Below are 14,000 nucleotides of genomic sequence, written 5' to 3' on the forward strand. Positions count from 1 at the left end.
CACTAGGACACTACGAACTCGCCGTCGACGCCCCGCCCGCTCGGCGGGTCGCCGCTGCGTCCACCGAACTCGCCCAGGCGACCTGACTTCGGACCGAGATGGTTCAACACGGCAGCCGATCGCGCAACGCAACGGCGCCGTTGGACATCCTCCTGAAACCTCTCGGCTCCTGGTCTCGGATGTCCACCGAAGAGGGCCAGGACCAGGCTGCGGAACGTCGCTGGATGACTCATCAGCGGAAGGGCCGCCGGCATGGCGGGTTCCAACCCTTCGGCCGCTGGCGTCATCCCACGGCCTCGGATAGCGTCCAACGCCTCAGTCCTCACTGCCCCACGGCCAGTGAAACCCGAGTGGTGTCTGAAGGAAACGCAACATGCCGCGCTTGAAAATGGCCTTCACCGGCTTGAATAATCACGATCTCCGTGAGCTTCTCGCGGCCAGCCCGTCCCTCGCTCAGGCCGTCGCACCGCTGGTGCGGGTCACGGCTGCGGAACTAATGGGGGGACGGCCCCGCGCATTGCGGTCCCTCCGATCGGAAGCAATGCGTGCCGATGCCACGCGCCTGCGAGCGTGGCTTGTACCCCTTATGCGGGATGTCGAGGACCGTTTCCCGGAGGATCTGCGGAAGGGCCGAGTGATTTCTTCTGACGAAGGCGTGGATGCCTTGGTCGGCCACCTCCGCAAGCATGAACCATACGCGGTCGCCGTGATCTTCCTCGCCGCAGTGGCCGATGGCGGCGTCTCGGGCGGCGAGTTCCTCGATGATCGCTGGGACGAGATCGTGGCACGCTTGACGGGCGAGGCCGATTCCGTGCCGGATATCAACCCGTCCGATCCGAGCGCTCCCAATCTGGGCCCGCCCGATACCGCCTTGCCCGATCCCGTTAAAGAGCTCGACGATCTCGTGACTGTGGTGGCCGAGATCCGGGCCGAGGGCGCCGAGGTGGCGCGGGCTCTGCGGGAGGAAGCGGACACCATCGACTCGGTAAGGCCGACAGCGGACTCGCTTGCCGACCTCACGGGCTGGTTTCGGCGCGCGGATGAGGTCATCAGCTCCACCGGTGATCTGCTCGGGAAGGAGCCGGAATCGTTGGCCGAGGCGGCAGCTGTGCTGGCGGAACGGCAAGAGGCGCTCCGTGAGGCGGAGGAGCGTGTCCGGCAAGCCGAGGAGGAGCGCCGCAAGCAGGATGAGGGCCGGCGCGTCGTGACAGAGGCTGCGGCCAAGCTGCGCGAACTCGGCCTTTACGACCAAGCGGACAAGATTCTGGCGAAGCTGGACGTCGAGAAGCCTCCGGCATCCCACCCCCCTGGCACGGACGACGGGTCCAGCGAGGTGCCGGCCGACCTTTTGCCTGAGGAAGTCGATGGGATCGTGCCGGATGAGCCGATGGATCCGGCATTCATCGAGGAACTCGAGGAGCCTTTCGCTCCAGAGCCAGCCCAGCAGGTTGGCCCCGAACAGGCCGATGCCGAAGCCGTAGTTGAGGTTTCTGAGCCCGCCGAAGCCGTGGCCGAGCCCCCCAACCACCTAGTCGGGCTCGAAGCCATGGGGGCCGATGTGTCGGCGTCACCCTGGGACGAGGGTGTACCGCCGCCAATCGTCAATCTGTTGCTCGAGGAGGAGTACGGCCTGGCCTGGCTGCTCACCCGGGCAGCGGGCGAATCGAAGGTGCGGCAGCAGGCTCTGCACTTCTTTGCGGCCGCGATGAGCGGTGACCCGGCCGACCTGGCGGCAAAGCAGGCTGGTTTCGCCCCGGACGAGGAGGATGTCAACACCGCAAGCGTCGACGAGGCCCGAGTGCTGCTCGCGGCGTGCCTGCGCTTCGGGCTGACCACCGGCTACTCCCCACTGGGGCTGCAGCAGCTGGTGGACAGGGCCAGCATGGAGTCCGAGCCGTCCCACGAGCTCGTGGTGACCGCGGTCCCGGCCGTCCACCGTGGACAGGTGCGGCTTGCTGGCGATGATGCCAGTTTCCCGCAGATGCTGGAGCAGTGGTCGGGTCTCGCCGCCGCAGCAGAGCAGCTGCGGCAGTCGTTGTTACTCCGCAACATCAAGATGCACCGGGCCACACGGATCCTGCACGACCTGGTGAAGGACGGCAACGAGCTGGGCATTGCCCTTACCCAAGTCGCGCAGCTCGCCGACGCCGGCCTGCCGACGAACGGCAGCCCGGACGAGCGGATCAAGCAACTCCAACGGCTTGCCGCCCAGCTGCACGATCGGTCAAAGGTGCGCGGCCTGATCGACAAAGCTGATGCCCGCGTCAGCACCAAATCGCAGCTTCGCAACGAGATCGTGGCGAACGCCCGGACCCGGCTAGAGGCGTCGATCGACGAGGTCCGCGATTTCATCGAGCAGGCCATGGGCCTGTACGCGGCGATCCGGCAGCCCGACCGCTCGATGGAGTTCCTTCAAATAGATGCGCTGCGGCGGGCCTCAAGGCAGTACCGGCAGCCAGCGGAGATTCGCACGGTCGGCTCAGCGGCACTGCATCAGCTTGCCCTCTGGATCGCCTCGGAACCCGCCCCGGTCGGTGTGCACACGGTCGAATCCCTCGAACAGCACGCCGCCCGGCTCGTGTACGAGGTGGACCGGGACGAGGACGGCCGCCCAGACGAGCAGATGACGCTGCAGCAACTGCGGGGCGCACTCGCCGGAAGAACCCTTGCCGAGGCGGTGCGTGGCCATCTCAAGCGGGGAAACGTAGCTCTGGCCCTGCGACTGCTCGACGAAGCCAGCGGAACCGAGCAGAACGATCTGCGGCAGGCATGCCAGCAGGCCCGGCGGGATCTGAGGCAGCGGCACAGCAAGGCTGTGGCCTCGGTGGAGTCGGCGATCGCCAAGCTGCGGTCGGTGGGCCGGGACGAGACCGCGCACCGACTCGAGGAGGACCTCGAAGGGCTGCGCGCAACACTCGTCGACCGTTTCGATCTGACCATGGGGCGTCTCGACGCGGTGCTCCAGGAGGCCCGGTCGAAGCTCACGGAGTACCGGGAGGAACTGCGCGAGCGCATCAGCGACGTCTCCCAGTCGCCTATCGACGCAACCCGTATCACCAACTTGCTGGACAACGGCGATGAGGTCACCGCTGAGGAGTTCCTCACCCTGCTGGCCGCAGGCCAGCAGCTGCCGGAGGATGACGCCGAGCCGACCGACGACGACTTCACGGCGTTCTTTCCCCGGGTCGTCGAGATGGCCACAGAGGCGACCGCAGCGGTCGGCGATCCGACGGACGACGTCATCGCACAGCTTCAGCGCAAGCTAGGCACCGGCGACCCGATGTCGGAGATCATCCGGGACGGTATCGCCTCGTGGCGTACGCTGCGCCAGCTCAAGATCGCTAACACCCAGACTCCCCACCTTCGCCGCCTGATCGGCGACGTGCTCCGTATGCTGGGCTTGGTTCCAGCCGAGGGCAGCTACCTCAACACCCTTTCTGACGCGCCGCGCACCCGGTCCGCGCTCTTTCAGGTACGCGCGAAGCTGGCAGGCCGCTCGTACGTGCCGCAGTTCGGCACGCAGGCCAACGGCCGCTACAACGTCGCGATCATGTGGGAGCGGGCGACGCCCGGTCGTCTGCTAGGGCTGATCCCGGACCGGCTCCGCACCGGCCCCAACATCATCTTGTACTTCGGCACCCTACCTGCCCAGCAGCGGCTTCAGCTGCGGAACTTGAGCAGCCCGGGCCGCGACACCAGCGGTACCGTGCTGCTAGTCGACGAGGCGGTGGTTGGTTGGCTGGCCTCCCGGGAGGAGCCAGACTTCCGACTCACCCAGCGGATCACGCTGCCATTCAGCTCGATCAACCCATACACGCCCTTCGCCGGCGGTGACGTACCTGACGAGGTCTTCGTCGGACGTGACCGCGAAAGGGCAGAGGTGGAGTCGCCCACCGGCTCAATGTTCGTCTACGGCGGCCGGCAGCTGGGCAAGTCGGCACTGCTGCGCCGGGTAGAGAAACTCTTCACCGAAACCACCGGCCGAGCGTCCACCGGCCGCCGAGTGGCCCTCTACCTTGACCTCAAGTCGGAAGGTATCGGCGAGTCACACGAGCCCAAAGAGCTGTGGGCCCTACTCAACCGCCACCTCAAGGCGCTGGAGGTGCTGCCGTCCGGGATGGCTGCCAACGCCGGCCCGCAGGTCGTTGCCGATGGCATTAAACGTTGGCTGGACAAGCACGAGGCTAACCAGCTGCTGTTGCTGCTGGACGAGGCCGACCTATTCCTGACCGCCGACTTCGCCCCAAAGGACTCCGACTCCGGGGCCCGCTTCCAGACCCTCCAGCGGTTGAAAAACCTGATGGAGTCCTCCGGCCGCCGATTCAAGCCAGTGTTCGCCGGTCTGCACCAGGTACAACGGTTTCACGACTCGGCCAATACCCCGGTGGCGCACGGCGGCACCGACATCCTCATCGGACCGCTGCGCGCGGCCGAGGTGCGCAAGCTGGTCGCGGAGCCGCTGCGGGCGATCGGGTACGAGTTCGAGCGCAACGAGCTTGTCTGGCGGGTCGCCGCGTTCACCAACTACCAGGCCAGCCTGGTGCAGATCTTCTGTGAGGCTCTGGTTAACCACCTGCGCGAACGTCCGCTGTCGTCGTCCGGCGGCCGTGTAACCATCACCAGCGAAGACATCGACGCGGTGTACACCAACCGAGACGTCCGCAACCTGATCGAGCAGCGCTTCCGTTGGACCATCAACCTGGACAACCGGTACCGGGTCATCGCCATCGTGGTCGCGCTGCTCGGCAACGAGTCGCCGGCCGGTGCCCGGTTCAACCCCGAGGACCTGCGCGAGTACTGCGAAACATACTGGCCGGAAGCGTTCTCCAGCGACGTCCTCACTCGGAAGGAATTCATCCGCTATCTCGACGAGATGGTCGGGCTGGGGGTGCTGCGCCGCAGCGGCGAGTCGTACGGCATGCGCTCGCCGAACGTGGCCCCCATGCTGGGTACGCAGAGCGCACTCGACCAAGAGCTGCGCGAGGCATCCACGCATTTCGAGTTGCCCTACGAGTACAACCCCACGATGAGCCGCGCGGCGATGACGAACGCTGCCCGCGGGTCCGGTCCGCTGCGCTCTCCGCTGACCGACGCAGACATCGCCGACCTGATCGGTGAGCGTAACCACGACAGCGGGAGCGCCTCGCGCGTCTTGCGAACGGGTGCCCGGTACTCCACTGCCCTGGTGATCGGCTCGCCCGCGCTAGGCATCGACCGGGTGGTGGAGGCCCTCACCATGAGTGCCGCATCGCGGGAGCACCTGAACTTCGAGAGAGTGACACTTGCAGACGTACCGCGGCACCTCACTGGCAGCAGCCGAGGACGACATCGCTTCCTTCTGGTGGAGTGTCCACCGGGACGGCGCCAACAGTTCGAGGCAGAGTACGCGCGGGCGCTCCGGGCGGTCGCCGCGCTACGCACCGTCCGTGCCATCATGGTCGTGAACTCGGCCGACTACACGCTCCCGGTAGAGGATCCCGAGGTCTCGGGTGATGTGCTGCGACTGAACTTGCGCCGTTGGTCGGCCGAGGGCTTGCGGGCCTGGCATGACTTCCCTTTCGACAACCCGCAGGAGCGGCGCCGACTGCATGAGTTGACGTCCGGCTGGCCGGGCCTCGTCGAGAACGCCGTCTTCTTGGTTTCGAGGGGGCGATCAACCGAGGACGTACTGGACAGCCTCACTGTCCCCTTCAGTACTGACAAGCGCGCTGCGACGTTCCTGTCCGGCGCCGGCCTCACCGAGCACCTCGACGAGGCAATGCTGTGGGCCCAGTACTGCGCCACCATCGACCCAGTCACCCATCGGATCGCCGTGGAGCCGGTGACCCACGGCGACCTGGAGGCTATCTGGAACAAGGACGCCGACCACTTGCTCAACCGCATGCTCGACCTGGACATCGCCGAGCAGGACGCCGAAGGCAAGGGCTGGCTGCTAGACCGAATCGTCGCAGCCGCTCTACTCAGCTGCGGCACGTAGTCGATGGACGACGACATCTGGCGACTGCCCGGACCGTCACGCCTGGTCGCCGAAGCCGTGCGGGAAGTGAAACGCGGCCGCCACACCGCAGTGGTGCTTCCAGCAGTCCTCGGTGATGACAAGGACTTCGTGTCCGGGCTGACCAGTTCCCTGACCACCGCGCTGTGGGCGGCCAACGAGGATCCGCGACGGGTTACCACGGACGAGGAGGACAGCGAGCCGCTGGCCTGGCTGGCCCAGGCCCTGGACGTCAACGAGAGCCCGCTCAGCACAGCCCAGTTGCTTGACCATGGCGAGGCTGCGGGTAAAACGGCCGTCCTCGACTGCACCCCGCTACACCCTAAGCTCCGCCACGAGGTTGCCGCCACCGTCACCCGTCTGGTGACCGAGTCCAGGCCTCGTCCTGCAGACTACCGACCGCGCCTACTGCTGATCTGTACCCGCGACGCTCTACCGCGTCTCGGTGCCGATCACACCGACGTGACGTTTGAGCCTCTCTGGTGGTGGGGACGCCTGACTAGGTGGGACGTCGCGGCGCAGATCCAGCAGACGATAGAGGCACGGTCCGAGCCCGGTGTCCTGCGAGACGTGCGCCTGGAGACGCTGATCGAGGTCTGCCGGTGGGACATACGTCTGGCCACTGCTCTTGCCGACGGCTGGGACGGGGACCCCGACTTGCTGCCAGCACTGATCGACGAGGCCGCTGCGCCGGCCGTCGCGAAATTCCCGCCCGGCCGGCTAGCGCGCAACTCCGGGCGACGACCCACGGGTGACCTGGTCGATTACTGGGATAACGGCGCCGTAGACCTCTGGCACGACGAGTGCGTGCCAGCCATCCGGTCAGCCACCGACCGGGCGAAGGCAGTCCGGCACGCCATCTGGGCTGCCCAGGCCCGAGTCCTGCTGCCCTGGATTGAGACGCGCCGCCAGGCGGTCGCTGCGGACCTGCTCCGGGCACGCGGGAAGACGGCAGTGCAGTCCGTGATCGGCGGCGCGTCCGACGTACTTGAAGTGGGTCCGCTCTTCGTGGCGGTAAAAGCGCTGTCCGGCCGGAACCGGCCCGCCTTGCGCGATGCGGTGTACCTGCTGTGGCAGGCGCGAAACAAGCTCGCCCACTTGCAAGCCCTGCCAACGAATGAGCAGCGTGATCTTGTTACCGCGTTCGCGGGCCTAAATCTGGAACCTGGCCGAGGATGAGTTCGCGGCGACGATGTCTCCTGGTCGACGGCGCCGGTTCACCGGAAAACTCCCCGTCGAGGGCGGAACCGCGCCCGCATCCGGACCGAACCAGCGGGCGACCCAACCATGTCGACAACCAGGTTGCACAGCCGAGAAGGGACCTTCGTCAGGAATCCCGTAGGCATGGCGCAGATCATCACTATCATCGACAGCCGTCACAAGTTCAGCGAAAGGCAGGCCCGGTCCATGTGCGGTCGCGATCGGGGGAGCGGGTTGGGAGCAGTTGGGTGCGCTGAACGGCGTTGAACTGCATCGAATAGCGCACAACGGCGCTCAACGGCACCTGCCCCCCCACCTGCGCCTTCTCGTTTCTGCAGGTCAGAGTTGGTGCCGCGTCCTGGTTCCCGCAGAGTGCTCCGCGGTTCTGCGTAGTAGTCGACAGCGCTCTATATCGCCTGGCAGGGAGTGTGCGCAGGTCAAGGCGGTAAGGAGTCGTTGGTTGGCCCGGCCTTGCTACTGGGAGCAGATTGGGTGCAGGTTGGCGAAGAGGTCTCCGCGCCCGAAGTGCTCATCGATGCCGGACAGAGACGAGACGCTTTGACCTGCGGTGATGGAGATCGAGCGGTGCGCCGTGACCTCCCAGTAGAGGTCGAAGTGCTCAGGCGTTGCTGCTCGGGGTGGCTGGCGCCGGCCGACGTCTCGGTTCGTCTAAGGCCACGTCTGCAGACGTGCTGCAGATCGATGTGGAGCGTGGCCGGTGAGCTTGCTGGAGTCCGCCGTAGTTCCGTCATTCGAGAGACCGATCCCACGGGCAACGTTCTGACCTGGCCCTTCAGGCTGGAGAGCTCTTCGGTGAGCCCGAAGGGCGTCATGGGCCGCGCTTGACCCCGAAGCCTCTGCGACCCCGCGACCCCGCGGGCCGGTGTTGCCGGCAGGCGGGGGCCTGCACGTGATGCGCGCGCCGCATCCCCACCACGGCCTCCTAGCGGGACGAGGCGTTCCGGCGCTCGAACGAGTCGTCAAGGTGAGTTTGACGCCGTACGGGGTGGCGGTTCGGTCACCGGGGCAGTTCGACGTTAACCCAACTCGACGTGCAGCAGATCGGCTGCTTCCTCGACGGTGGCCACGAACTCGTCCGGGGGGATCCTGGCGACGGAGACCTTGCCCAGGTCATCCGGAAAGGGATGGTCCGGCCGCCAGAACGCGAAGACGATCACTAGAACGTCATCCAGGTAGGCGTACGTGGAGACGGTGTCGACGGTCTCGCCCCACTGCATGAACCAGGACTGCTCCCGAAACTCCGTGTCGTCTGCGTGGAGCAGCCGGAAGATCTCGTCCGGTGTGCGGCCCGGGAAGGGACAAGGCTTGACGTCGCGTCGGCGCACCTGCGCCGCGCTCGACCGCATAACGCAGATGAAGGACGGGAGGAAGGCGTAGTTGTCCTCGGTGGTCAGCCTCCTGCCAGCCGCCCACAGGTCGACGACGCGGAGTTGGTGCGGCTCGACCTCGCCGATCTCCACCGCAAACGTGGCCCGGTCACCGAAGCGTCGTGTCATCAGCCCACAGGCGCAGTCATAAGGAAGGCTGTGCCTGACGGGGTAGCTTGCCATCCCTCGGCCAATGCCTTGCGGACAATCGCAGCGACCGCCGACGGGAGAACGGGCACGGCCGACCCGCCAATCCAGTTACTTGGATGGTCCTGAGGCATGCTGACCAGCAGCACCCTGCCCTTGCAACCGACCTGTTCTACAGCGACAGCGAGCGGTCGCTCACACAGCCCTTGGACATAGGTTGGTCTGCCGCGCACTCGCCACCTGTAGGTGACCCCGTCAACCGTTATGAGCCGAGAGCCCTTCTTGACCAACGCCATGACGACCCTCCTCGACGTCAGACGACCGTGCCCGATGCAGCGGTCAGTATGGGGGCAGCGCGGGACGCCCGATCAGCGAGGCAGACACGCCGCGCGCCGCCTGCCCCCAGAATGTCGCTTCGCCCCGTGTAGATCAACGCGATTCGCAAGCTGAGCGTCGGCCGCTGCCCTAGTCACCTTGCTTGGGCTGGAAGTAGCGCTGATTGATCCGTGCAGCGCCGCCGGGCTTCCCCGCCAGGATCTGACGCCCCTGCCACTCGACGGTCCGCTCGTCACTCCAACCTACGCAGAAGTGCAGTCGCCCTCCGGCGTAGAGGTTGGCAGGTTGCCACAACGTCATCGGTAGCAGATCAACCAAGAGGGCTTGCATGGCGTGAGGGTAGCCGTAGCCCCGCTGAGAGGCTGCCGGCCACCGCGAGTGACAGACTGAGTGACGACCGAGGTCGCCACATCTCGGATACCGGTGGACGACGACGGATCGTTTCCGGAAGAGGTCACTGCCGCGCGGAACCGGTTCCGTCAGCAGTAGCCACGTATCTGGAGGGATGTGCGGCTTGCCGGGAACAGCGCGTCGCTCTTCGCGGTAGCTCGCTGGGCGTGGTGTCCACCGTGGTTCCGTCACCCGAGACACCGATCCCACGGACGACGCCATGACCAGGCCCTTCAGTCTGGAGACCTCTTCGGCGGTCCGACGAAGATGTCAGCCATGGTGCTCCCGGCCGTCACTTGGGCGACGTCCGCTCATGTCGATGAGAGTGCGTTCGATGCTGCCGGTGGCCTATCCTCCCGTGCGTGGATGAGCGCATGTGGCACCAGAGTTCCGACGTTTCCCTTGTCATCCGTACCGATTCTGCCCATCCGCAGGAATGGACAGCGATTCAGGCGGCGATCGTTGAACCGCAGACAGAAGACGGATTCACCGCTTCCGTTGCATTCGTCGATGATCGTGCGTTCGAGGGGATCACGCCGTCGCAGCTCCTGGAGGTGGTGCCCGCGGATTTCAATCATGCCGTTGCCTTCCTCGTCGACACGAAGGCACTGACCCACCCTGATCGGCCGATCCTGGTGGTCAACCTCTACGACTACGTGGAAGATCTAGAGGACCAGGGCAAGGGGTCGCAGTACGGTGCCACGTTCCGAGTCCTGCCGTCCGAGACGTGGTCGGTTCAAAACAACCTCACGATTTCGAACATGGACTGGGAAGAGTTTGCCGACAATGCGAACGGCGAAGGCATCTTCCGCGGCTTCTAGTAACACGCAACCTGATGCGAACATCTGCCGCCGACATGGCGCATTAGCCGTCCGTACACTCCCACGGCCAGTGCGGCATCGAGATTGCCCGCCGAATCATCAGGCGATGATCGTGGCTGCAGAGCTGGCCGGCCAGCGCCATGGTCGGCGTGACTGACCAAATTGCTGGACGAGTCGGCTGATGGACCTACCCGAGCAGCGCCGCGGCCGCGGCCAGGGTGGCCAGCGACAGCGTCGTGGTCACCACGACCGCCCGGTTGGCCACCGCCTCGCCGACGCCGTACTCCTGGCCGAAGATGAACGTGTTCTGCGCTGTCGGCAGGCCCGCGCACACCACCACGGCGAGCAACTGCGGCGCGGATAGGTGCAAGGCCAGCCCGGCCGCGTACGCGATGACCGGCTGTGCGACGAGCTTCAGCGCGGTGATCACGGCCAGCTCGGCCGGCTCGGCCCGCGACGGCGCCGTGCGGTGCATCGACGCGCCGAGCGCGACCAGGGCGGCCGGAACCGCGGCGCCCGACAGTCTCGCCAGCAGATTGCTGACTGTGGGCTGCCGGGTCAGCGAGCGGTGGGGTTGGCTACTCGGCCCAGTTCGGTTGCGGCGAGTTGGCGCAGGGTCTGGTTGGGATCGCGGGTATACCGGTGGAGGATGTTCGGGGCAGCGTCGGGCGCGAGGTGTCGTGCCACGACGGCGACGCGCTGACGGACCAGTGGATCTGGGTCGTCCGCCAATTCGACCAGGAGCCGCCCCCGGTGCGATGACCTGCGATCGGCGCTGGCGAGTCCGCTGAGGGTGGCCGCGCGTACTGCGGCCTCGCCGTCTCGTGCCAGCATCGTGAGTTGCGGCGCCACGCGGGGATCCGAGTCGGCCGCCTTGGCGAGCGCTTTCGCGGCTTGGACTCGCAGTTGTGGGTCTTGGTCGGCAGCCAGCGCCAGTAGCGTATCGACCGCCGCCGGCCCGCCGACCGAGCCGAGGGCTTCCGCAGCGTTCTCGCGGACGGGCCGATCGGGGTCCTGGAGGAGCCGTTGCAGGGCCGGGGTCGCCTCGTGACTGCCGAGTCGCCCGAGCGCGTAGGCGACCATGGACCGTACTCGCGGTGTCGGGTCGGCGGCGAGGGCAACGAGCGGTGCGACCGCGTCAACCCGGCCGGTGTAGCCAAGCCTGCTTGCGGCCGACACTCGGACCTGCTCGTTCAGATCACGCAACGCCAGAACGAGCGCGCCGAATGCCCAGTCGTCGCCGGCTGGGTCAGGGATCGAGCCGACCGCCATGGACCTGATCTCCGGGTCGGCGTCGGTCACGGCCGCGGCCAGCAGCTCGACATCCTGTGCGTCGACCACGAACCCGAGCGCCCACAGCCCCACACGGCGCAGCTCCGGCGTCTCACCCGTGGCGAAATCAAACACCACGTGCCGGCTGGCGGCTCGATCCGCGTGCAGCAGCTCGATGATCTCGGCCTGCAAACTGTCCTGGTCGTCCCCGAGATCGCGCGCCGAAGCGCGTAGCAGCACCGGCAGCGCCGCCACACCCTCGATGCCAGCCAGGACACCGGCAATCAGGTCCCGGCCGTAGAAGTTTCCTTCGTCGAGGAACCGGTCCAGTACCTCCTGCAGCCGGGGTACCAAAGCAGTGTCCCCGGATGCGGCCAGTGTCGTGACGGTCGGCGCGATGTCGTCGTAATCGTCCTCAAGCTCCACGGCATGCCGGACGACAGCCTCCAACGCCTCACGGCTGTCGATCATCCGGTCACCCGGCCACACCACCACCCGGCGGTGGAACAGCCAACGCGTTTTCTGTGGCGACCTCTTCGGCGTGCCCGTAGGAGTCAGCGTTGGCGTTATCTGCAGCGGCCGGGGCGGTGTCCGCTCATGCCGAAAGTCGTGCACCTTCGTACGCCACGTGACCGCCTTCTAGGTGGTCGCAGCCGGATCGCCGGGCATAGTCGTCCCGCAGCGTCCAGTGCGCGCCTCGTACGATCGCTGGCATGTTAGGGGTGCACTTCGCCATTACGTCCGAGCAGGAGCGCTTGCTGCTAGCGGCGGACGACGACAAGGTGGGCGAGTTCCTTGAGGAGCTAGAGGAGTCTCGGGAGGACGGCGCTTTGACGGTTGACACCGACAAAGCCTGGGACGCGATCCACCGCTGTCTGACCGATGGCACGCTCGACCCAGACGGCGGCGTGTATCCGTGGTCCCACGCGGTGCTCGGTGGCTGGCACCTACACGTTGACTGGTACGTCGTGTACGTCAGCGCCGCCGAGGTGAGGGATGTGGCCGAGGCACTGCGAACTGTCGACCGAACCTGGCTACGCCGCCGCTTCGATGCGATCGATGGCCGCGACTACGACGGTGCCCAGGACGACGAAGATTTTGAGTACACCTGGAACAACTTCGTTGATGTTCAGACGTTCTACGACCGGGCCGCGGCGGCGGACCGCTCAGTAATCTTCACCGCCACCTGAGTCATGATCCGCGTCTTATCTACCCCTAAGAGGCGCGCCGATCTGGCATGGTGCTCGGCTCAAGGAGCGTTCGCGTACGCAGCGTCGCGCACCTGCTCCGAAGACATTCCGCCAGGCAGCGCCGCCAGTACGGCGTCCCGCAACGCCGGCGCCTGCTGCACTGCGACCGGCGGCGTGGCGATCAGCGTCCCGGACGAGCCGCGAGCAGTAAGGGCAGATCGTGGCTGGTGAGCAGGGTAACCGGTTGATCGTCGAGCACGAGGAGATTGTTGGGGTCGACTTTTCCCGGCAGGGATTGACTGGGCTCGTCGGCGTCGGTGCCCGTTTCGAGCGGTGCCGCTTCGACGGATTGCGGTTCCAAGACGTGGCGCTCGGCGCGGGCATGGAGTTGTCGCAGTACGTCGAGTGTTCCTTCGATGGTGCGGTGCTGACCGGAGGGGCTGGCTACTCCCGGTTTGTCGGTTGCACCTTCCGCGACACGGAGATCCGTGATCTGACGGCGAGCTATTTGGAGCTTGTCGACTGCGTCTTCACCGGACGGATCAGGTCGACGACCTTCTGGGGCATTCCGCCCGGCTCCGCGGAGCGGTTCGCCAGCGATCTGACGTTTTTGGCGAGGCAGGGGCGGGTGGAACCGCCGGGGTATCGGGCGCTTGCGTTGCGGGAGTCCAACGAGTTTCACGGTAATGATTTCTCTGGTGCTGACTTGGTCGATACGGCGTTTCGCTTCGGCGTGGACCTGACTCGGCAGCGCCTGCCGAGCGGCCCGGACGACCTGTACGTGCCTGACGCTGAGGCCGCCCTGCACGGTGCCCTGTCACTGTTGGCCGACCGGCCGGCGGATGACGTTCACGCCCGGGTTGAGCGGTCGTTGCGGCGGATGCTCGACCGGGAGGTCGGCAACGGTCAGCGGCAACTGCTGTTCCGCGAGGCAGACTACAAGAGCCCGGGGGCGCTGAAGCCGCAGGACCGGCTCATGTTCGAACTCCTGCGGCAGGCCACCGGCACCTAGTCCTGATCGAGGTCACGTGAGGACAGGACGTCAATTCTGCCGTACGGCCGGAATTGAACCGCACCTGCCGCGATCCGCGACTGCAGCTGGACTGTTGGGCCTTGGTTGAGCCGTTTCGGGAGCCCGCTCACGGTGAGCGGGCTCCCCGGAGCCTGGCCCGGCTCGAACGGTGCTGCCATCCCTGGATCAGTGACGTGCGGTACCGGCGCCGCACGTTGGGCAGGCCGGCCTGCGAGGTTAGTGCGTCAA

9 protein-coding genes are annotated in these 14,000 nt (G+C 66.3%); 5 read left to right on the forward strand and 4 right to left on the reverse strand.

All coding sequences use genetic code 11. The features are described from left to right. Positions 1 to 586: 586 nt before the first annotated feature. Entirely contained in the window at positions 587 to 5,977 is a 5,391-nt protein-coding gene (locus AB0C15_RS00855) for a hypothetical protein (protein WP_357347274.1), read from the forward strand. Positions 5,978 to 5,980: 3 nt separating this feature from the next. Next, a complete protein-coding gene (locus AB0C15_RS00860) occupies positions 5,981 to 7,174 on the forward strand; it encodes a hypothetical protein (protein WP_357347276.1) in 1,194 nt (397 codons plus the stop codon). Between the two features lie 1,058 nt (positions 7,175 to 8,232). Here the strand turns inward: AB0C15_RS00860 and AB0C15_RS00865 are convergent. Both AB0C15_RS00865 and AB0C15_RS00870 read right to left on the reverse strand, forming a co-directional pair. Further along, positions 8,233 to 8,712 carry a hypothetical protein gene (locus AB0C15_RS00865; RefSeq protein WP_357347278.1) on the reverse strand — a complete coding sequence of 160 codons (480 nt, stop codon included), beginning with the start codon at positions 8,710 to 8,712 and terminating at the stop codon, positions 8,233 to 8,235. 483 nt (positions 8,713 to 9,195) lie between these two features. Beyond that, positions 9,196 to 9,396: a hypothetical protein gene (locus tag AB0C15_RS00870; protein ID WP_184176561.1), complete on the reverse strand. Its 201-nt coding sequence runs from the start codon at positions 9,394 to 9,396 to the stop codon at positions 9,196 to 9,198. A 422-nt stretch (positions 9,397 to 9,818) separates the two neighbouring features. Between AB0C15_RS00870 and AB0C15_RS00875 the strand changes: the two genes are divergently transcribed. After that, positions 9,819 to 10,277: a hypothetical protein gene (locus AB0C15_RS00875; protein WP_357347280.1), complete on the forward strand. Its 459-nt coding sequence runs from the start codon at positions 9,819 to 9,821 to the stop codon at positions 10,275 to 10,277. Positions 10,278 to 10,464: 187 nt separating this feature from the next. On the opposite strand, the gene AB0C15_RS00880 is transcribed toward AB0C15_RS00875, so the two are convergent. Further along, a complete protein-coding gene (locus AB0C15_RS00880; protein ID WP_357347884.1) occupies positions 10,465 to 10,839 on the reverse strand; it encodes an AEC family transporter in 375 nt (124 codons plus the stop codon). Beyond that, complete coding sequence (locus tag AB0C15_RS00885) at positions 10,836 to 12,020, reverse strand: HEAT repeat domain-containing protein (protein ID WP_357347282.1); 1,185 nt, start codon at positions 12,018 to 12,020, stop codon at positions 10,836 to 10,838. The genes AB0C15_RS00880 and AB0C15_RS00885 overlap by 4 nt, the downstream gene beginning before the upstream one ends. A gap of 242 nt (positions 12,021 to 12,262) precedes the next feature. Here AB0C15_RS00885 and AB0C15_RS00890 point away from each other — a divergent pair, with 242 nt between their 5' ends. Both AB0C15_RS00890 and AB0C15_RS00895 read left to right on the forward strand, forming a co-directional pair. After that, positions 12,263 to 12,739, forward strand: coding sequence for a YfbM family protein (locus tag AB0C15_RS00890; protein WP_357347284.1), 477 nt, complete (start codon positions 12,263 to 12,265; stop codon positions 12,737 to 12,739). 244 nt (positions 12,740 to 12,983) lie between these two features. Next, entirely contained in the window at positions 12,984 to 13,751 is a 768-nt protein-coding gene (locus AB0C15_RS00895; protein WP_357347286.1) for a hypothetical protein, read from the forward strand. Positions 13,752 to 14,000 lie beyond the last annotated feature (249 nt).

The sequence above is a fragment of the Micromonospora sp. NPDC048835 genome (assembly GCF_040649995.1).
In the GTDB taxonomy this organism is placed as follows: domain Bacteria; phylum Actinomycetota; class Actinomycetes; order Mycobacteriales; family Micromonosporaceae; genus Micromonospora.

Bases quoted from the DNA above. Each gene is read 5' to 3' on its own strand.
- AB0C15_RS00855 (WP_357347274.1), top strand. From the start codon at position 587: ATGCGGGATGTCGAGGACCGTTTCCCGGAGGATCTGCGGAAGGGCCGA.
- AB0C15_RS00860 (WP_357347276.1), top strand. From the start codon at position 5,981: ATGGACGACGACATCTGGCGACTGCCCGGACCGTCACGCCTGGTCGCC.
- AB0C15_RS00865 (WP_357347278.1), bottom strand. From the start codon at position 8,712: ATGACACGACGCTTCGGTGACCGGGCCACGTTTGCGGTGGAGATCGGC.
- AB0C15_RS00870 (WP_184176561.1), bottom strand. From the start codon at position 9,396: ATGCAAGCCCTCTTGGTTGATCTGCTACCGATGACGTTGTGGCAACCT.
- AB0C15_RS00885 (WP_357347282.1), bottom strand. From the start codon at position 12,020: ATGATCGACAGCCGTGAGGCGTTGGAGGCTGTCGTCCGGCATGCCGTG.
- AB0C15_RS00890 (WP_357347284.1), top strand. From the start codon at position 12,263: ATGTTAGGGGTGCACTTCGCCATTACGTCCGAGCAGGAGCGCTTGCTG.